This is a genomic window from Streptomyces sp. NBC_00090 (assembly GCF_045160815.1).
Classification (GTDB): domain Bacteria; phylum Actinomycetota; class Actinomycetes; order Streptomycetales; family Streptomycetaceae; genus Streptomyces.
This window is the reverse complement of the sequence record NZ_CP108224.1, coordinates 6,775,732-6,795,368: the sequence shown is the minus strand read 5'-3', so window position 1 is coordinate 6,795,368 and position 19,637 is coordinate 6,775,732. Positions and strand designations below refer to the sequence as shown.

Genomic DNA, 19,637 nt, shown 5'->3' with positions numbered 1-19,637 from the left:
TTTCGGGCCTACGGATCCGGCCGCATCACCTCAGCGCGACGGCGACGAGGATCGCGCCGACGAGGAGGCCCAGCACCGCCCCGGTGCGGATCAGGAAACGCCGGGTGTAGCCGTTGGCGGCGGCTTCGTCGTCGTCCGGCGGAAAGGCGACGGGGTGGGAGGAGCCCGGGTGGGAGGAGCCGGGGCCCGGGTGGGAGGCCGTGTGGGGTGGGGCGTGGTGGGTGCCGTGCGGGGAGGCCGTGCCGTGCGTGGTGGGTGCGGTGTACGGGGTGGATGTGGTGTACGGGGTGCGGGGGACGCCGTACGCCTCCTTGAGGAGCGTGAGCCAGACCGCGTCGGGCAGGCCGGGGCGGTCGCCGTCGACGATCTGCCAGAAGGCCTCGCGGGCCGACGGCACGGGGCTCGTACGGAGCCGGGCGAGCAGCGCGGCGACCGTGCCGACCGGGGCGTCACCGCCGCCGAGGAGGGGGCGGACGGCCCAGCGGTGCAGCTCGGCCGCGTTGGACGCGCGCTGCTCCTCGGGCGGTTCGGAGCGGTCCCGCTCGGCGCCGGGCGACGCCGTCGCCCAGAGCTCCCGGCCGAGGACCACCTCGCACAGCTCCCGGCGCAGCGGATGCTCCCAGGCCGGCAGGCGTCGGGCGATCTCGCCGAGGAGGAGGGTGACCACGATGTACACCTGGGGGCGGCGCAGGGCGGCGAGCAGCTCGCGGCTGCCGGCGCGCTCGACGAACCCGCGGGCCTCGTCCACGTCACGTGCGGTCGGCAGCCGGTGCACGAGCCCGGTCTCGTCCTCCCGCTCCCGCCCCCACCACTTCCTCGCCCACGACAGCCGTCCGCCCTCGCCGGGGCCGGTCCACTGGGCGCCGACGAACGGCAGGACGGGCCGGGGGTACGGGTCGTGCCCCCGGACGGGGGCGGGCCGGGCGGATTCGGGTCCGGGGGCGGGGGCGGGGCCGGTGTCGGGCACAGAAGCGGTGTCGGTGTCGGGAGCGGTGCCGGACACGGGAGCGGTGCCGGACACCGGAGCGGGGGCGACCGGGGTGTCGGGGGCGGTCCGGGTGCGGTCGTCCGGCAGATGGCCGGCGGGACGGCCGGCCGGGTGCGGTGGAGTCTCGGGGACCTCCGCGGCCCACGAGTCGGCCCCGCCGGGGGCGTCCCCGTACGAGGCCTCCCCGTACGGTCCCGCCGGGCGCCGGGGCTCCGGGATCGGGGGGCGGGAACGGTCCGGGAGCGGACGGTCCTCGTGAGGCGACTCCCGACGGCCGCCCCAGGGCTCGGGGGAGGCGGGAGCACGTCCCGCGTCCGGGGAGGTCGGCGAGTACCCCGCGTCCGGAGGGACGGGACTCCGCCCCGGAGGCCGCTCGGCCTCCCGGGCCGTCGGGGCGTGCCGCCCGTCCGGGAAACGGGACGAGCCGTCCCCGTCCCCGTCCCTGTCCCTGTCCCTGTCCCTGTCCCTGTCCGGGAGAGGGGACGAGCCGTCCCTGTCCGGGGAGCCCGGGGCGCGCCGCGCGTCCGGCCGGGACGGGTACCGCGCGTCCGGTGCGGACGGCTGCCGCGCGTCCCGTGGGGGCAGATACCGCGGGTCCGGTGCGGCCGCGTACCGGGGGTCCCGGCCGGGACGGGAGCGCGGGTTCGGGGGTGGGCCGCTCCGGCGGTCGAGGGCGTCGAGGGCGCGGGCGGCCGTGTCGAGGAGCAGCGGGGCCCGGCGGGCGGACGCCGCCTCGTGGAGGGCGCTGCCGACCGCGTACTCGCCGCCGTCGCCCTCCGCGACCCCGCGCAGGTGGTGGCGGACGAGCCGGGCCGCGGTCTCCTCCGCCCGGTCGCCGGACCGCTCACGCGGGTCGACGCGGCGGCGCCCGGTGTTGGGGCTCGCCGCGCCCGACCAGCGGCCCACGAACACGAAGCGCATCGCGGGCAGTTCGACGGTGTCGTGGCTGGCGAAGGTCCAGTGGCGGTCGGTGAGCGCGCCGAACATGCTGTGCAGCCCCCACAGCACGGGGCAGGCGGTGTCGCCCCGTTCGTCGAGGACGGTGAACCGGTCCTCGGGGTTCCGCAGCAACTCCGCGACGGTTCCGGTGAGTTCCTCCGTCACGTACGGCAGCGTCTCGTCGAGGTCACCCTGTCCGCGGCCCGTCGCCGGTACGAGGACCTCCTCCCGTACGACGGGGAGCCTGCCGCGCGCCACGGCGACGTCCACGGCGGCGCCCTCCCAGTTCCAGGCGTGGAGACCGAGGCAGACGGCGGGGTCGAGGAGGGCGGGCGAGCCGACGAGCGCGTGGCAGAGGACGGAGGTCCCGCCGTCGGCGTCCGTGAACGGGGTGCGCCGGATCAGCATCACGCCCGCCCGCTGCTGGAGCCGGATCAGGGCGGGCCGGGTCTCCTCCCCGCTGGCGCGCAGCATGGGGCCGGAGATCCGGAAGAGGGCCTCCGCCTCGTCCCGGGGCCCTGACCAGGCGACCGGGCCGAAGCCGGTGCTGCCCGAGGCGTTCTCGCTGTCCCAGCGGAAGACGATCTGGTCGACCTCGTTCTCCGACCGTGTCATCGGACGTTCCCCTCCATCGGCTCCGCCCCGGGCAGCAGCCCGCACATGGCGAACAGGGACAGCAGTGGTGCCAGCACCCGGCGCGGCCGGACGCCGTGCGGGAAGCGGTCGCCGCGGGCCTGCCCGCCGGTCGCGGCGACGAAGTGCAGGGAGCAGTTCGCGCAGTCGTCGAAGGGCTTGAGCCAGGCGGCGCTCGCGTGGTGGGCGAGGAAGGCGTACGCGTCCCGGCTCTCGTCGCGCGCCTCGGCGGGGTCGAAGCGGCCGGGCAGCGCCCGGCCGAGCCACCGGTCGACGGACGGTTCAAAGCGCACGAGGTCGCTCTTGTTGACGGCGAGCGCGGCCGGGGCGGCGACGAGTCCGCCGCGCTGCCTCGGGATGCGGTCGAGCACGGTGGCGAAGGCCTCGTCGCCGAGGTCGCGGCGGCGCAGCCCGCTCTGGTCCCGCACCGGGTCGAGGGCGGGCAGCCGGAGCGCGCGCAGCGGGTCCACGACGAAGACGAAGGCGTCGACGCCCATGAGGAAGCGGGCCACCTCCCCGTCCTGCGCGAGGTCTTCGCCGGCGAGGTCGAAGAAGACGACGGGCCGGGGCGTGCCACCGCCGGCGGAGACGAGGAGCCCGTCGGCGAACCGGGCGAAGGTCTGCTGCCCGGTGCGGCCCAACTGCCGTCCCTGCTGGAGGCTCTGCACCCGTTCGCGCAGATAGGTGCGGTGCGCCTCGGGGTTGAGCGGCCGGCACCGCAGTCCGTACGGCGCGAGGCCGCCGAGCTCGATCTCGCCGAGCATCGCGGCGAGGAGGTGGGTCTTGCCGACGGAGGAGCTGCCGACGAGGGCGACGGTGAGGGGCTCGCCGTTGGTGAGGTAGGGCACGGGGAGTTCGTGCTCCTCGTCGCCCTCCGCCGTGTGCGGGCACAGGTGGTAGGCCTTGCGCAGGGCGTCCGCGACATGGGCGGGGCGGCGCTCCCCGCTGAGGTCGAGCGGGATCCGGTTGCCCTTGGCGTCGATGGTGACGAGCAGCCGTTCGTCGTACTCGACGGGGAGCAGGCAGTGCGGACACATCCGGCTCCGCGCCGACGGGCCCGGCAGCGGCTCGGACGGGGCCCCCGGACCGGCGGGGTGGAAGGGGTCCTCCCCTCCCCCGAAGATGCGGCCGATGAAGGTGGTGCGCGAGGAGCGGGGATCGGAGACGGCGTCCGGCAGGGCATCGGCCGGCCACTCCGCTTCCGGCGGCCGGTCGCCGCCGAACGCCACGCGTTTGCGGGCCAGTTGGGTGTCGTACTGGGCGTGCCACCGGGCGAGCGGATCGGCGGCGCCGACGGCTGCGGCCAGCGGGTCGGGGACGTTCAGGAGCCGCATGAGCTCGGCAGGCCTCGGCCGTTCCGCGGCCCTCGGGGAGAAGAGGCCGCTCTGCCCCAGGGCGGCGAGGCGGCGGTAGTCGCCGAGGTCCCCGGGAGGCCCTTCGCCCCGGGCGGGGCGGCCGGAGAGGAGGTAGTAGCCGAGCTGGGCGACGGACCACAGGTCGTCGCGCGGGTCGGCAGCGCCGAGCCCGGCACGCTGTTCGGGCGATGCCCAGGGCGCGCCGCCGAACGGCTCGCGCTCCTCCCCCGCGCGCAGCGCGGCGAAGGGTTCGCAGAGCCGTACGTGGGCGCCGTCCCACCGTACGGTGTCGGGCCCGACGGCCCGGTGCACGAGCCCGGCCTCCTCCAGGAGCCTGACGGCCAGGGAGAGTTGGCCGATGATCCGCTCCTGCTCCTCGGGGCCGAGGCGGCCCGTCCACTCGGTGAGCGGCCGGCCGCCGGGCAGCCGGTACAGCACGAAGGGTTCGGGCGCGGTCAGGTCGAAGCCGACGACCCTGGCGAAGACGGCCCCGAACTTCTCCGCGCCGTAACGCCGTTCGATGGCCACGGCGGCCGACACCTCGCGCTCCAGGAGGGCGTACGCCTGGGGGTCGGCCTGCGCGGACGCGGTCAGCCGGAACTGGAGGACCGGCCATCCCGCGCCGAGGGTGGCCCGGCGCGCGAGCACGCCGGGGCGGCCGGGCGGACGGCGGTCGTCGCCGTACCGGACGGTGAAGCGGACCGCCTCCTCGCGGGGGTTGAGGAACGGCAGCTCCTCGTAGTACGGATGCGGAGGACTCATGGGCTCACTCAGGTGGTCCGGGTGGTTCGGATCGATCGGGTCGCTCGGGTGGTTCGGGTGGTTCGGGTCTGTCACGGTTCTCCCGCCTCCTCGGCGCGGACGGTGTGCACGACGTCCGCGCGCAGCGGTACGAGACGGAGGATGCCCGCGTGCCGTCCCGCGCCGGTCCACACCACGTCCTCGGCGGTGCCCCGCCAGATGTCGTCACCCGCCGCGCCGCGCCGCATCGCCTCGGGCACGAAGCGGACCTGCCGGGCGGCGAGCGGGTCGTGGGAGAGAAGCCGCAGGTGCTCGGGGCCGCAGAGCGCGACCGTGCCGCCGGGGTCGTCGTCGGCGAGCAGCAGCCGGGCCACCGCGTCCGGTGCGACACCGGTCAGGCGGGCCGCGTCGGGCCGCTCGGAGCGGTCGGTGAACGCCGCGAGCGAGGTGAACGCGCCGAGGTCGCGGAGGCCTTCGTACGGTGGCGGCGCCGAGGCGGCCACGTCGCGCTCCAGGCGGAGCCGGGTCTCGTCCAGGAGCTCCGTGAGCCGCTGCCCCTGCGCCGCCCGTGCCACCCGCTCCGCACCTCCGGGGTCCCGTTCGATGCCCGCCCAGCATCCGTCGAGGATGAGGACGGTACCGGCGACGAGATCGCCGACGAGCGTGTCGACGAGCGCGGGGCCCCCGTCCCCGTACCGCCGCTCCAGCCACGCCGGGGCGGGCCCGGAGGGGAGGCCGCCCGGCATGTCGGCGGCGGCCCCCGGGGCCGGCCGGGACGGTGAGGAGGGGTACGTGGAGGAGGGCGGGTACGCGGAGGAGGGCTGGTCCGCGAAGGTGGACGGGTCGAAGGAGTGGGCCGGGCCGACGGAGTGGGCCGGGTCCTCGGAGAAGGCCGGGGACGGCGGCGGGTACGGGGACGCGGCCGACGACCGTACCGGAGGCGCGTCGTCCAGGTCGGACCAGGCGTCGTCCGCGCCGTCCCCCCAGTCGTCCCAGCTCCAGGCGGCGGCAGTGGTGTCGGGGCCGCCGACCGGGCCCTGCTTCGGCGCGGGCTCCGGCGGTTCGTCCGCCCAGGTGTCCCACTCCTGCACCTGCGCGCCGCCGTATCCGTCGGCGGTCTCCGCGAGACCGCGCAGCAGCCGGGCCACGGCCCCCGCCCCGGCCGAGCAGTGGTGCCGCACCTCGGCGAAGAGCCAGTCGTGCACGGCGGTCGTCACGACCAGGGCGTGCGTCTCCCGCAGGATCCGGCCGGCCTCCTCCGGATCCGCCCGCGCCCACCAGTCGTCCACGGCCCGGGTCCAGTCGCGCAGCGCGAGCAGGACCACCGCCACCACGGACACGGTCAGCGCCGCGGCCCCCGCCCACGTCGGCAGGGCGAGGAACTGGCCGAGGCCCGCGCCGGCGAGGCCGCCGAGGACTCCGCCGGCGAGCCGGGGCGCGGCGCCCGTGGCACCGCCGCCGTCGATCCGCCCGTCGGGCGAGCGGTTGGGCCTGCGCCGCAGCATCAGATGGGCGAGTCCGGCGGCGAGAAGGCCGGTCGCCGGGCCGAGGAACCAGCCGAGCACCGGCCAGACCCCGGCGAGGAGCGCCAGCAGTCCGGTGAGGGCGAAGGCCGCAGGCCGTGACCCGCCGGCCGTGAAGGGATACCGGCCCCCCAGGCGCCGCAGCCGCTCCGGCCCGCAGATCGCGTCGAGCCGGGCGAGCCGCGAGGCGCTGCCCGCCGGGGCGGTGCGCGCGGAGAGCGCGGAGAGCCGGGCCGCCACGGAACGCAACGGCAGCCCCTTGCCGATCATCTCGTACGTGTGGTCCCGCAGCGCGGGGACGATCCCCGCCCGCGAGATCTCCCGCGGCATCTCGGGCAGTTCGACCCCCCGGTCGCGGAGCACCCCGCGGTGCTCCGCGGTGAGCCGGGTGCCGCCCGCGGCGCCGAACGCGTCCGCGACGGTCGTACGGAACCGGGCCAGCTCCCGGGTCAGCCGCTCGACGTCCCCCGGCAGATCGACGGTACGGCCGACTCCGGTCAGGAGTCCCGCCGCGCCCCGCACCCGCTCGTACCCGTCGACGGCGTCTTCGAGTGCCTCCTGGCAGGCGGCGAGTTCGGCCCCCGCCCTGCCCACCCTCGGAAGCCAGTCGTGGCCGGCGAGGGAGCGCGGTACGCCCTCGTCGAGGAGGAGCGCGAGCGCGCCCGGCACCTGCTCGGCGGAGGCGGCACCGGCCGGGACCTCGGGGCCGGTCAGCCCCTCGACGGCCTGGCGCCAGGCCCGCGCGCGGGCCTCGTCGGTGAGGTCGTGCTCCAGGACCCTGACAGCGGGCACGGCCACGCCGTGCACCACCCCGCCGAGCGAACCGAGGACGGCGTCGAAGACCTCGGGGGTGGAGAGCACCTCGACGAGCGGGCGCAGGACGGCGTCGCCGGGGACGGCGTCGCCCGGGGTGTCCAGCAGCCACAGGACTCCGGCGGCGGGCGGGCGCAGCGCCAGGGTGCGGCGCAGCGTCCGTTCGCCGCGGGTGCCGACGGCCAGGCAGACGATCTGGGCGGGGCCGTAGGAGGAGAGGCGCTCGTAGAGGAGTTGGTGGGCGACGAGTCCTGCGGCCTCGTCGACGACGAGGAACCGGCGCTCGCCGCCGGGCTGTGGGACGTCCAGCGCGGCGCGGACGGCGGCGCCGGGGTCGTCCGGCCCGCCCGCCCGCAGGTCGAGGCAGACGGCGTGGCCCGGCAGGGGTCGTTCAGGGATGACGCGGTGGTTCACTCCTCCTCACCTTCCTGGTCCCAGGGGTAGCCGTCCGATTCGAAGTCGGGCTCGGGATCCTCCTCCCACGCACCTTCGTACGCGGACCCCTGGGACTGTCCGTGCTGACCGTGCTGCCCGTGTTGCTCGTACTGCCGGTGCTGCTCGTCCTGCCTGTGCTGACCGTGCTGACCGTGCTGACCGTGCTGACCACGTTGCTCGTACTGGCCGTGTTGCTCGTACTGGCCGTGCTGGCCGTGCTGGCCGTGCTGGCTGTACTGGCCGTGCTGCTCGTACCGTCCGGCTCCCGGTCCGGCGGCGGGCTCACGCTCGGGCCCGGCCTCGTACCCGTACCTCTCCCGGGGATCGGGACCGGGCCGCTGCCACTGGCCCGGGCCCTGGCCCTGCCCCCGGGAAGCCTGTCCGGGCACGGCCTGCCCCTGCCGGGGACGGCCCTGCCCCACGTGCCCCTGCCCCGCGTGCCCCTGCCCGCGTCCCGCCCGGCCGCCCGGGCCGTGGCGGTCGAAGAGGGCGCGCAGGGTGGAGCGGGTCGCGCGGGACGAGGCGGGAAAGCGCATGTTGAGGGCGCCCGGGTAGGTGACCTCCCAGAAGTGGCGCAGCGGGGCCAGCCATTCGATGTCCGTGTCGCCGTACTGGGCGTACTCGGCCTCGAGTCGGTCGAGCAGCACGAACTGGCGCGGGGCGACGTGCTCCACGAAGTGGGTGAAGAGCGGTGACGGTGGCGCGGGCACCTGCGCGAGCCCCTTGGGCAGGGTGCGCATGAGCCGTTCGCAGAACACCTCGATGATCTGTCCCTCGTCGAGCAGCGCCCAGCGCTCGTACGCGCGCAGCATCCCCGCCCAGCTGGAGAGCGAGCCGTCGAAGTCCTCCAGGCGCAGCGACATGGTCGCGGACTCGCCCTCCTGGAGCCGGATCCGGACGAGGTGGGGCGACTCTTCGGGGCCCTCGGTGTCGATGTTGCCGTTCCACATCGCGCAGAGCAGTCGGTGCATGATGCGCTGCCGGTCCTGTTCGGTGGCGACGAGCCAGTCGTCCTGGTAGCCGAGCCGCTGCCGCCAGTGCAGGAAGTCGTCCTCCCCGGCCGAGTCCCGGGCCTCGGACCAGAGGCTGAGGACGTTGCGGACCTCGGAGATGTCGGTGAGGTTCATGCCGCTGCGGAAGAGGACGACGGTGAGGGACTCGGTGTCGACGGCCCGGTACTCCTGGGTGGCCTTCGCGGGCAGGTTGAGCTCCTGCCTGAGGAAGCCGGCGGCCCGGCCGTCGGACTCGCTGGCCGGGTGCACGATGAGGATCTTCATCGGGCCGCTGCCGTCCGGGACGAAGCCGACGGGGAGCAGTCCGGCGAGCCGGGCGCGGAACTGGCCGAGCCAGCGCGGGTCGATCTTCGCCTCGGCGGCCTCGTCCCCGGCGGCGGCCCGCAGAAGCAGCTCCATGGAGGGCAGCAGGGGGCGGGTGAACTGGGCCTCGTTGGCCTCGCCGAAGAGCTGCTTGACCCGCCGTTCGAGAACCTGCTTGATCTCCTTGACCGCCGCCCCCGACGGGCGGAGGACCGCGTCGAGGGCCCGCTTCCAGTCCTCGGGCCGGACCAGCCGGTCGAGGAGGGTCGCGGCGTCGGTGGCCTCGGGGAGGCCCTCGCTCTGGGCGAGCCGGTCGATGACGTCGTCGTAGAAGGCTCGCAGGGTGTTCTGCGGGGGCAGGAGGTAGGCGATGCCGGCACGGTCGTCGCGGTAGAGCTCGCGGCGGCGTTCGGCGAAGACCCGGGCCTCGTTCTGCTCGTGGTCGCGGAGCATCTTGGTGAGCTCGCCCAGCTCGTTGACGATCCGGCCCAGCGCCGGCCGCCACTGGGACTCGCCGGCCTGCCAGCCGCGATGCCAGAGGCTCCGTGCCCGCCACTGGTACCAGGCCTGCTGCGCGGCGAGCGCCTGCTGCACGTCGGGGTCGTTCCACCGGGCCGGTACGACGCCGCCGACGCTCCCCTTGATGCGGGGGATCGGCGGGGCGGAGGCCTGGACGTGGGAGGGCCGTTCGGGCTCGTTGCGCCGGTTGTCGAGCATGCCGGTGAAGCCCACCCTGGCCACCCTGTCGGGGTGGCCGGGCAGCCCGCGCAGGACGGCTTCGAGCTGGAACGGGCCGATGAGGCCGAGGAGTTCGCGGGCGCCCGAGCCCGGCCTGAAGTCCTCGGTGAGGCGCGGTATCTCGCGGGCGAGATTGGCGTCAAGGCGGCGCAGGGCGTCGTCCATGTCGCCGATCCGGTGCTGGAGCTCCTGGGCGATGTCCCGCCGCCCCCTGGGGAGTTGCTCGGGTCCGGGGACGTCCGGAGCCTCGCGGTTCCAGAGTCTGCCGACGCCGGAGCGGACGAAGAGGTCCCGGACGAGCTCCTGTCCGTCCCGTGCGGGCCGCCGGGCCCGCTCCTCCATGCCGCGGACGGCCTGGGCGAGGAGCCGGGCCGCGACGATCTCGGCGAGGTCGTCGACGGGAACGGTGAGGGAGGCGGCGAGGCTGGTGGACATGCCCCGGTAGCCGATGCCGGAACGGGCCGGAGTCACGCGCTCCACGGCCTTGTTGACGAACCTCTCGGCGAAGGACTGGTAGTCGTCCTCCGCGTGGGTCGCCGAGCCGTTGCTCTCGCTGAGCTCGGTGCCGATGAGCGACATCACCATGGCGGCGATGGAGCGGCGCAGGTCCTCGCTGCCGATGACGGCCGGCTTGGAGAAGAGGAAGGCGGTCTGCATGGTCGCGGGGCGCAGGGCGACGACCGTGTCACCGGGGTACCTGACGCTGAGCCGGCTGCGCTGTTTGACGTCACTGACGGTGTCGGGGGAGTCGGGCACGTTCTGGTCGTCGACGAGCCGCGAGAGGTCCACGAGGGCGCGGGCGGAGTTGAGTTCGGCCTCGCGTCCGCCGCCCGCCTCGGGCGGGAAGGCGGAGGGCATGACGACGAGCGGGTAGATCTTCACGCCGGGCACCTTGGCGTTGCGGAACTCGTGCCCGATGAGGTGGATGAAGTCGTAGAAGATGCCGGCGCCGGTGCCGCCGGCGACGGAGAAGGCGACGAAGACGTCGCAGCCCCGGATACGGCCGCCGCCGACCCGCTGGAGGTCGCCGGCCGACTGGCCGATGGCCCCGATCGCCTCGCGGAGCTGGCGCAGGACGGGTTCGAGGCCGGAGCGGAGGGTCGCGAAGAGCGCGGCCCGCCCGACGGTCGGCAGCTGCCCCGCGCCGCTGTTGAGGGGGGCGACGCGCGGCTGACGCATCTGGGGCGGCAGCCAGAGCCGGGTCTCCTCGGGGACGGAGACGCGCAGCATGTCCGTGACCTCGGGCGAGGAGTCGTAGTCGGTGGGCAGCAGGTCCCGGATCATCCGGGAGGTACGGCCGAAGGCCGCGCCCTCGGCGCCCTTGGCCCGGAACTGCGGCTGCTTCAGCAGCTCCCCCTCGCTGAAGTCGGCGTAGACGAACTGGAGGCAGTCGGGCAGCTGGAAGGGCAGCCGGCGGCCGCCGTCGACCAGGTCGGTGCCGTCGGGTCCGCACAGCTCCCGGCGCAGGCTGCGTTCGAGTTCGCTGCCGATGCGCCCGCCGGTGCCGCCGAGCCCGACGAAGAGCATGGGCTGGTAGATCTTCATGTCGTCTCCTTTGGGGGCCCGTTCAGAAATTGGGGTCCGGGTCCCCTGCGCTGGTACCGCCCGTGCCCGTGCTGATTCCGGTTCCGGTCTCGGTCGTGGTGGTGGGTTCGTCGCCGCGGGCGCCACGAGCGCCACGGGCGCCACGGGTCCCGCTCGTCCCGCTCGTGCCGCTCGTGCCGTCGGACCGTCCGGCGCGGCCGAACCGGCCGAACCGGCCCGGCCTCGGGACGCGGCCTCCCCGGTCCGTACGCGTACGGGAGCCGGAGCCGTCGTCCGCCCGGGAACCGGATCGGAAGCCTTCGTCCGTACGGGAGCCGGAGGCGAAGCCGTCGTCCCCGAGGAACGGGTCGTCCGTACCGAAGCCGTCTCCCCCGCGGAAGCCGTCGTCCGTAAAGGAGTCGGTACGGGAGTCGGTGCGGGCTCCGAAGCCGGTGCGGGCGCGGCCCGACCTGCCCGCGGTGCCCGCTCCGCCGCCCCGTACGACGAGTTCGTACGCGTCGAGGCCGGTCGGCTCGCCGGACCGCACGGAGACCTGCGCGCCGCCCCGGGGACGCAGCAGCAGCTCGCCGCTGCTCGTGCGGCGCAGCACGTGGACGCCGGAGGAGGAGCCCTCGCGGGCCCGGCGGAGGGTGGGCGGAGCGCCCCCCACGTCGTCGATCGCGAAGGGGAAGGCGCCTCGGGCGCTCTGGCCCCGGCGGATGGTGAGCGTGTCGAGGATCCTGCCGTCCTCGTGGAGTTCGAGCGTGACGCCGGTCAGGTCGCGCCGGCGGATCCCGGCCGCCGTCCGGATGCCGACGAAGGCCGCGAGGAGGACGAGGCCAGCGGCCCCGCCGACGACGGCCTTCCACCAGCGGTCCCACCAGGTCGGCGGGGCCACGATCAGGGCGTCGAGGAAGTCGCCGTCGAGCAGGAGGTCGCCGTCGCCGGTGTCCACGACCGTGATCCGGCCGCCCAGTTCACCGAGGGGCGCCCCGCCCCCGACGCCGACCGTGAAGGGGACCCGGGTGCTCCCGCCCGGCGGTGCGGTGACGGTCGTCGGAGAGAGGGTGAGTCCGGCGCCGGGGGTCACGTTCTCCAGGGCGAGCCGCAGGGTGCGCGGTGCGGAGTCGTTGTTGGTGACGTCGAGGACGCCGCGGAAGGAGCCTCCGGGGTGCACGGTGGCCCGGTCGAGGGCGAGCCCCGCGGTCAGGAGCGGGGAACCCTGGGCGGTCCGGGCGTGCAGCGGGCGCCGGTCGGAGGTGACGCCGGGCGCCGACATGCGGGTGGTGAACTCCAGGTCGCCGGTGGCACCGGCGGGCACGGTGAGCGTGCCGGTGAACCGGACGTCGCCCGCCCTGCGGTCGGGGGCCTTCCCGTCGTCGGCGAGCCGGAAGGTGACGGGCGTGAAGCCCGCGCCACGCAGCTCGGCCGCGACCGCGAGACCGGCCAGCTGACGGGGGTCGGTGACGGTGACACCGCGCCGGGTCTGCATCCGGACCTCGACGGTGACCTTCTCACCGGCGCGCGGCGAGGCCGGGTCGAGCGTGACGTCGGAGCCGAGCATGCCCTGCCAGATGGCCCGGACCGCGACCTCGCGGTCGCGGTGGCCCTCCGGCGCCTCGATGTGGACGCGCCAGCGGCCCGGCAGCGGGTTCTTCACGCGTAGCGCCTCGACCGGGCCGTCCTGCCCGCCGACCTCGAAGGTGGAGCCCTCGAACTCGCCCCGGGTCGGGACCTTGCGGCCCGCCGGGTCGTAGTAGGTGACCCGTACCTTCGGGTCGTGCTTGGAGACGGTGAGCGATCCGTCGGTGGCGATGGGCGGGATGACGACGGTCAGGTCGGCGGGCGGCTTGCCGACGGTGCCGTGTGCGATCCGGGCGCAGCGGGCGGCGGCGAAGGTCTCCTGGAGCGCCGTGTCGAGCTCGGCCGAGGTGCCGACGACCCGCATCCGGGGGACGGAACCCGGCACGTCGGAGCAGGCGCCCCGGTAGCCGCCCTCGGCCATGGCCGTGAGGGCGGCGCGGTCGATCTCGCCGCCGAAGCCGAGGGGCCAGATCTGGATGCCGGCCGCCCGGGCGCGGGCGAGTTCCTCGGTGAGCCGGCGCTCGCCGTTGGACTGGCGGTTGGCGGGGTCGGTGCCGTACTGCGGGCTGTCGGAGACGTCGAGCCTGCCGTCGGTCAGCAGGAAGACGACCTTGGGGGTGACGAGGGGCTTCGCGGCCGTGCCGGTTCCGGCGGCAGGGGCGGGGGCGGGGGTTTTGGGCGGGTTCTTCTGCGTGAGACGGGTGACCGCCTGGCGGATGGCCGCCGGGAAGTCGGTGCCCGGCCCCATCCGGGCCGCGTCACGGCGGTTCAGCTGCTGCACGCAGTCGCTGAGCCGCTCACGGCCCGCCGCGTCCGCGACGGTGAGCGCGCAGACGTCGCGTACGGGCGACTGGCCGGACTTCTCGGAGCTGCCGAAGCCGATGACAGTGGCCCGGGAGCGTTCGGAAATCTCGCCCTGGACGAGCAGCGCGGCCGCCTCCGTCTCGCGCGCCAGGTCCTTGTCGGCCAGGCTGGCCGACTGGTCGACGACGACGGCGAAGTCGATCGGGTCGGGCCCCTCCGCGGGCCCGGCGGTCGCGACTCGGGGCGCGCGGGGCGCGCCGGGGGTCCCGGCTGCCGCGAGCGGGCCGGAGAGCGCCAGCAGCGCACCGGCGAGGAGCAGGGCGCTCCCCTTGTTCGTCCACTGCATCGTCACTCTCACCACAGTTCGCTGAAGAGGGCCAGGAGGGCGCCGAGCGCGAGCGCGAAGACGCCCAGGCGCAGCCACCGGTACTTCGCCGCGAGCACGAGTCCGTGCACGCTGGCCTGTTCGAGGAGCCAGCCGGTGGCGTCCGCGCCGGGCGCGGCGAGCCGCTCGCGCAGTTCGCGCTCGGACGGCCCGGACGCCAGTTCCCGCAGGAACGTGCGGTCCGCCCCGATCCGGGTGCGGGGCAGGACCACCGAGACGAGCATCAGGACGCCGGCCGTCCACAGCGCGCCCGCCAGGAGCAGGAGGACGAGCCCGGCCCCGCCCGTGGGCATCGGGGCGTGGTCCCCGGAGAACACCACCGCGAGGAAGGCGAGCGCGCCGGAGAGCAGGATCGCGGCCTTGGTGTCGGCCCGCCCTATGTCCTCCCTGACGGTGGAGAGCAGCCGCTCGGCCATGAACCGCAGCTCCTCGGGCGCCACGGGGGCCGGGGCGGACGCGGGGACCGGGTTCGCCCGCGGGGCCGGGACCGCGGTCGGGTCGTCCGGGGGTGGGGGCGGGGGCGTGGGCCCGATCGAGGCTGATGTCGGTTCCGGGGTCGTCATGCGTCGTCCCAGTCGTCGAACTCGGAGCTGGGGCGGGCGGGGCGGATGGGCCGCGCGGACCGCCGCGACCGGTCGGAGTCCCCGCGGTCGTACGGGTCGTCGCGGTCGAACCGGTCGTACCGCTCGTCGCGGTCACTCCGGTCGCCCCGGTCGCTCCGGTCGTTCCGCTCGTACGGGTCGCTCCGGTCGTACGGGTCGTCCGCCTCGTACCGGTCGTGGCCGCCGTCCCGCCGGCCCCGCTCCCCGTACCCGTCCCCGTACCCGTCCCGGTCCCGGTCCCGTCCCCTGCCCCGCTCACGCTCCCGGTCGGAGCCGGACTCGACACGGGTCGGTTCGTAGACCCGGCGCTCGGGAGGGTCGTCCGCGCGCTCCCCACGCTCCCGGGCCTCCCTGGTCTCCTGGGCCTCCTGTGCCTCCCGGGACTCCCGTGCCTCCCTGGACTCCCAGGTATCCCGGGTCTCCCGGGTCTCCCGGCCCTCCCCACGCCCACGGCTCTCCCCGTGCTCGTCGTCCCAGTCGGGGCGGCTCGGCTCCGGGAGTCCCTCCTCCAGGGCGCGCCGCGCCCGCGGACCCGCGCCGCCCGAAGGGTTGAGCACGTGGTCCGTGATGCCGCCGACGACGTTGCTGGTCTGGGTCCGCAGGTACATCAGCACCTGGTACATCTGCTCGCCGATGTCGTGCCGTTCCAGGACCCCGGTGTCGAGCAGTCGGTTGAAGACGGCCAGGTAGTCCTCCTGGCCCTCGCGCCGCTCCCGCTGGAGCTGCGTCCGGATCTCCCACTGCTTGTCGGGGTGCATCGCCATGTGGTGGGCGATCTGGGCCAGGTCACCGCGCCGGAAGAGGGCCTCCATCTCGCGGGCGCGATCGGCGACCCGGACCCGCTCGGCCTCGTCCCTGCGGCGCTCCGCCTCGGCCTCGCGGGCATCGGCCTCCATCGTGACGCCGATCCGGTCACGCCGGTGGATCTCGGCCTTGACCGAGTCGTCGAGGTCGATGAAGACGTGGACGCGGGTCTTCAGTCCGATGTCCCGGCCGAGGACGAGGCGTCCGGCGCTCAGCTCCTCCCGGACCGCCTCGTCGGCGCGCTGCGCCTCGGTGATCCGGAACCTCCGGGAGAGCCGACGCAGTCGGTCGAGCAGTTCGTCGTGCAGCAACTCGGCCACGTCCTCGACCTGTTCCTGGACAACGAGGTGCGGATCGGTCACCACCCACTGGACCCTGGCGAGGGCCTCGAAGAAGACACCGTCCCCGGCGGCCGGCAGCTGGAGCCGGAACTCCGTCACGTTGCGGCCGAGTTGCACCTCGAAGACGGTGTAGGGAGAGCCGAGCATGGGCTTGTTGACGTCCTCGTTGCGGTCCGGCCAGACCACGCGGTGACCGCCGTTGCGGTAGAGGAGCACCGCGGCGACCCGGCCGCTCCGGCGGCGGTACGGGGGCGCGTACTCCCCGAGCAGCGGTCCGCGCGGCCTGCCGGAGCCGTCCGCGCTCCGCTGTTCGCGCTCCCGCGCCCGCTCCCGCTCCCACCCGCGGCCTTCCTGACCGCGCTCCCGCCCCCACTCGTCCCCCTGCTCCGCCTCGCGCCCCTCTTCCCGGTCCCGGTCCCGGTCCTGCTCCCCGTTCACCCCGTCGCCCCGCCCCTCGTACCGCCGCCGTTCCCGCTCGTACTGACGCCGTTCGCGCTCGTACTGCTGCCGCTCACGGTCGTACCGCTGCCGATCCCGCTCGTCCCGCGCGCGCTCGGCCGGCTCCTCGTACCGCTGCCGTGCCCGGCCGTCCGGCACCCGCCCGTCGGGCCCCCGCCCGTCCGGTCCCCGCTCGTCCCACCGCGCCCGCTCGTCCGGTCGCGCGTTCCTGTTCTGCTCGGGCCCGGTCATCGGTTGGCTCCTTCCGTCACGGCGTCCCACATGCGGCGCGCCGCGCCCCTGTCCAGGGGCCGGTCGCGGTCCCGGACCAGTTCGTTCAGCAGGCCCCTCAGGCGGTCGCGGTCGCGGCGGTCCACCGCGAGCAGCGGCAGGAAGCGGCAGACGTGTCCGAGTGCCTCCGGGTCCTTCGCGGCCCGCCGGATCAGACTCCCGAGGGCCTCCAGGGCCGCTCCCCCGGAGCGGGCCGTGGCGAGCGTGTGCCGGAGCAGCCTGGCCAGCTCGGGGGCGAGTTCGGGGCGGGTGGCGAGCAGCGCGGTGACCAGCGGGCGGGACGCGTGCGGGTCGAGCTCGGGTACGTCCCGCAGTCCCCACAGATGGGTGGTCCGGGTGTTCAGCGCGCGGATGACGGTGAGGTGGACCAGGTTGGCGAGGACCATGCGTCCGTCGTCGAGCCACTGGTGGAGCCGGCTCAGCACGGGCTCGGGCTCACCGGAGGCGAGCAGCCGGGCCACACTGAAGGAGGCGGGTGCGAGCACGTCGCCGTCGGTGGCCTCGCGGGTCCTGACGACCCGGGCGAGGGCGTCGAGCGAGCCGGGCACGTCCCCGGCGGCGAGGACGTAGCCGTGCGCGAGCAGGGCGGTCCCGACGAGCGCGTCCTCCCCTGACACCGCCCAGTTCTTGAGCACGTCGGCGACGGCCGGCCGGATGCGCGGGTCGCGGGCCGATTCGGCGAGCGCGGTCGCCGCGGCCATCCGGGCGACCGGCTCGTCCGTCACCGCGAGGGGCACGACCAGCTCGCGGAAGCCGTGGATCCAGTCCCAGGAGCAGAGCACGCCGGCGGCGATGGAGGCCCGTACCCACACCTCGGGGCGCACGTCGTCGCAGAGGGCGCGCAGCCAACGGGCCACCGGTCCGCGGACGTTGTGGTAGCCGTGCCAGACCTCGCCGAGGACGGCACCGGCGAGCGCCTCGCCCTGGAAGCGGACGGCCCGGATGGGCACCGTGGCCGGTCCGAGGTCCAGCTCGCCGTCCTCCAGGACCGCGCGGGCGAGCACCGGCCGGTGCTCCGCGTGTGTCCCGAACAGCCGCCTGCCCGGGGCGTGTTCGGGGTCGAGCGTGACGGCGAGCTCCCAGGCGAGGAGTTCGGCCGCCTCGGCGGCGAGGCTGTAGGCGGAGCCGTCGAAGACGGCGACGGCGACACGGAAGGCTCCGGCGTTCAGGACGGGGAGCGCCTCCGGGAGCGTGCCGGGACGGTCGGCCCCGGCGAACCACTCGCGGGCCTGCGAGGTCACGAAGGTGGCGCAGTCGGAGAGGAGTTGATCGTCCGTCACCTCGCCGCGCCAGTGCCGGGCGAGGTGGTCGGCGAGCCGGGCGGCCTCGCGCGGCCGCAGCTCCTCCAGGCCGAGGGCGGTCACGACGTCGGCCCGCCGGGCGAGCGCCCGCGCGGCGCCGAGGGCCTCGCCGGGCTCGGCGCGCAGCTGGAGGCGCAGGTGACGGTGGAGGACCTCGTCGGCCGGCGGCGGGGCGCAGTACGTCCCGTACCGTCCGCGCAGCAGCCGGTCGGCGAGCTCGCCGTTCTCGACGAGGACGACTCCGAACGCGTTCCGGCCGCGCAGCAGGTCGCCGAAGCGGTCCAGGTGCAGTTCGGAGAGTCGCGTGGCCGGGCGGCGGGCGGCGGCGCGGTCGCCCGGGCCGGAGCGGGAGTGCCGTGGCTCGCCCTCGGCGCGGACGTCCTCTGCGAGCAGTTCCAGGAGATGGCCGCCGCCCTCCTGGAGGACCTCCTCCGTCATCTCGTCGACGCCGTGGCGCGGGTCGAGACGGAACACCTTGCCGCCGGTGAGTTCGTCGAGGAGGGCGAGCGCGGTGGCCTTGCGGCCGCTGCCGGGCTCGCCGCACAGGACGAGGACCCGGTGGTCGCGGAGCCGTTCCTTCATCCGCTGGTAGCCGGCGGTCTCGCAGTACACCTGGCCGAGGTGGACGAGCGTCTCGGGCGGGACGGGGCCCTGGACGAAGTGCGCGGCGCGGTCGGAGCCGTACAGGGCGAAGATCTGGTGGCCCTCGAAGACGGTGCCGTCGCCCTGGATGGTGGTGTGGCGGTCACCCGCCGCGCTCGCCCAGGTCCGGACGGCCCTGCGGGCGGTGGCGGCGCCGCCGGTGTCGCTCTCGCCGCCGAGGGGGCCCCGGTCGGCGGTCTCGAAGACGCTCGGCTCGCGCGGCTGGTCCCCTGCGCCGTCCCCCCGGTCGGAGCCGCCCGCCCGTTCGCCTTCCCGGTCCACCCGGCCGGAGCCGCGGTCCGATCCCCGCTCCGATCCGCGGTCCGATCCCCTGTCCGATCCCCTGTCCGATCCTCGGTCGGATCCCCGCTCCGAGCCCCGGTCCGACCCCCTGTCCGCGCCCCGGTCGCCGCCCCGGTCGCCCGGGTCGCGGCCCGCGTCCTGGGATTCGTTCGAGGAGGCGCCGTCGTCCTGGTCGCTCACTTCGACTCACCCGCCCCCGAGCCCTTGCTGAATCCGGTGAAGTCCCCGTGGATCGTGTTGCCGTGGACGTCGAGCAGGTCTCCCCCGACGTTGTACGTGCGGTTCCCCCCGCCGGTTCGGGGCGTTGGGCCGTCCCCCCGCGACGGCCCAACGCCGGTCTCCGCGCCCTCCACCCGCACCCGCGCCCGCTGCCGCCCGGCCGCCCCCTCGGGCCCGGCCGCCCCCTCCGGCGCCGTCTCCCCCTCAGGCACCGTCGCCCCCTCGGGCGCCACCTCCCCCTCGGGTCCGATGAGGGGCGGTGCGGTCCTGCGCGGCACGTGGAACCAAGCGGCCTCGTCGGTCTCCTTGGACCTGATCCGGGACCGCCGGTAGTGCGCCGGCTCCACGTACCGGCCGCCCTCCGCGACCACGTTCCCGTACAGCCAGTCGGAGACCACGACGAGCAGGTCGACCTCGGGGGCCTCCGTCATGATCCGCTTGGCCGTGGGGCTGTCGCAGAGCCGTGCGGCGAGATCGACCGTCCGCCCGGCGAGCCCGTGCCGGTCCTGGACCACGAGCCCGGCGTTCATGCCGATCCGCAGGCGCAGCCGCCGGCTCCGTCCCTTGTTGTGGGCGCGGAGGCTCTCGTACAGGGTGTCGATCCACCGTCCGACCATGAGCGTCGGCGGCACGTCGGGGCGCAGGGCGGCGAGGATGCCGTCCCCCCTGTCCTCCTGGTGGAAGGTGCCGGGCTCGACGCCGACGGAGGTGTACGCCTCGTCGAACGCCGCGTACATCGCCGCGCGGTGCAGCTCCTTCTCGGCCATGTCCAGGGTGCCGGACCCGCAGATGTCGCCGAAGACGACGAACCGGTGGATCCCGCCCGAGACGGCTTCCCGGCGCGAAGCCGCCTCCCCGTGCGCCCCGTTCGCTCCCGCACTGCTCACTCGGACTCCCTGTGTGATGCCGTGGTGCCGC

The 19,637-nt window shown here is 75.3% G+C and carries 9 protein-coding genes; all 9 read right to left on the bottom strand.

Annotated elements, in window-relative coordinates:
* Nucleotides 1-25: 25 nt before the first annotated feature.
* The 9 genes from OG361_RS30315 to OG361_RS30275 are packed head-to-tail and all read right to left on the bottom strand — an operon-like array spanning nt 26 to nt 19,606.
* Nucleotides 26-2,542, bottom strand: coding sequence for a hypothetical protein (locus tag OG361_RS30315; protein WP_405858539.1), 2,517 nt, complete (start codon nt 2,540-2,542; stop codon nt 26-28).
* Nucleotides 2,539-4,752: a hypothetical protein gene (locus OG361_RS30310; RefSeq protein ID WP_405858537.1), complete on the bottom strand. Its 2,214-nt coding sequence runs from the start codon at nt 4,750-4,752 to the stop codon at nt 2,539-2,541. The genes OG361_RS30315 and OG361_RS30310 overlap by 4 nt, the downstream gene beginning before the upstream one ends.
* Nucleotides 4,749-7,406 (bottom strand): hypothetical protein, encoded by a 2,658-nt coding sequence (locus OG361_RS30305; RefSeq protein WP_405858535.1) that lies wholly within the window; start codon nt 7,404-7,406, stop codon nt 4,749-4,751. Before OG361_RS30305 ends, OG361_RS30310 begins: the two co-directional genes overlap by 4 nt.
* Nucleotides 7,403-11,026, bottom strand: coding sequence for a tubulin-like doman-containing protein (locus OG361_RS30300; protein WP_405858533.1), 3,624 nt, complete (start codon nt 11,024-11,026; stop codon nt 7,403-7,405). Before OG361_RS30300 ends, OG361_RS30305 begins: the two co-directional genes overlap by 4 nt.
* A gap of 22 nt (nt 11,027-11,048) precedes the next feature.
* A complete protein-coding gene (locus OG361_RS30295) occupies nt 11,049-13,739 on the bottom strand; it encodes a VWA domain-containing protein (RefSeq protein ID WP_405862526.1) in 2,691 nt (896 codons plus the stop codon).
* Between the two features lie 8 nt (nt 13,740-13,747).
* The gene (locus OG361_RS30290; RefSeq protein ID WP_405858531.1) at nt 13,748-14,341 is read right to left on the bottom strand and encodes a Pycsar system effector family protein; all 594 of its coding nucleotides are present in this window, start codon (nt 14,339-14,341) and stop codon (nt 13,748-13,750) included.
* Nucleotides 14,338-16,215 (bottom strand): hypothetical protein, encoded by a 1,878-nt coding sequence (locus tag OG361_RS30285; RefSeq protein WP_405858529.1) that lies wholly within the window; start codon nt 16,213-16,215, stop codon nt 14,338-14,340. The genes OG361_RS30290 and OG361_RS30285 overlap by 4 nt, the downstream gene beginning before the upstream one ends.
* Nucleotides 16,212-18,680, bottom strand: a complete 2,469-nt coding sequence (locus tag OG361_RS30280; RefSeq protein WP_405858527.1) for a hypothetical protein — start codon at nt 18,678-18,680, stop codon at nt 16,212-16,214. The genes OG361_RS30285 and OG361_RS30280 overlap by 4 nt, the downstream gene beginning before the upstream one ends.
* Nucleotides 18,677-19,606: a hypothetical protein gene (locus OG361_RS30275; RefSeq protein WP_405858526.1), complete on the bottom strand. Its 930-nt coding sequence runs from the start codon at nt 19,604-19,606 to the stop codon at nt 18,677-18,679. The genes OG361_RS30280 and OG361_RS30275 overlap by 4 nt, the downstream gene beginning before the upstream one ends.
* Between the last annotated feature and the right edge of the window lie 31 nt (nt 19,607-19,637).

Excerpts from the sequence above, each read along its gene's own strand:
- OG361_RS30315 (WP_405858539.1), bottom strand. The coding sequence starts at position 2,542 with ATGACACGGTCGGAGAACGAGGTCGACCAGATCGTCTTCCGCTGGGAC.
- OG361_RS30300 (WP_405858533.1), bottom strand. The coding sequence starts at position 11,026 with ATGAAGATCTACCAGCCCATGCTCTTCGTCGGGCTCGGCGGCACCGGC.
- OG361_RS30295 (WP_405862526.1), bottom strand. The coding sequence starts at position 13,739 with ATGCAGTGGACGAACAAGGGGAGCGCCCTGCTCCTCGCCGGTGCGCTG.
- OG361_RS30290 (WP_405858531.1), bottom strand. The coding sequence starts at position 14,341 with ATGACGACCCCGGAACCGACATCAGCCTCGATCGGGCCCACGCCCCCG.
- OG361_RS30285 (WP_405858529.1), bottom strand. The coding sequence starts at position 16,215 with ATGACCGGGCCCGAGCAGAACAGGAACGCGCGACCGGACGAGCGGGCG.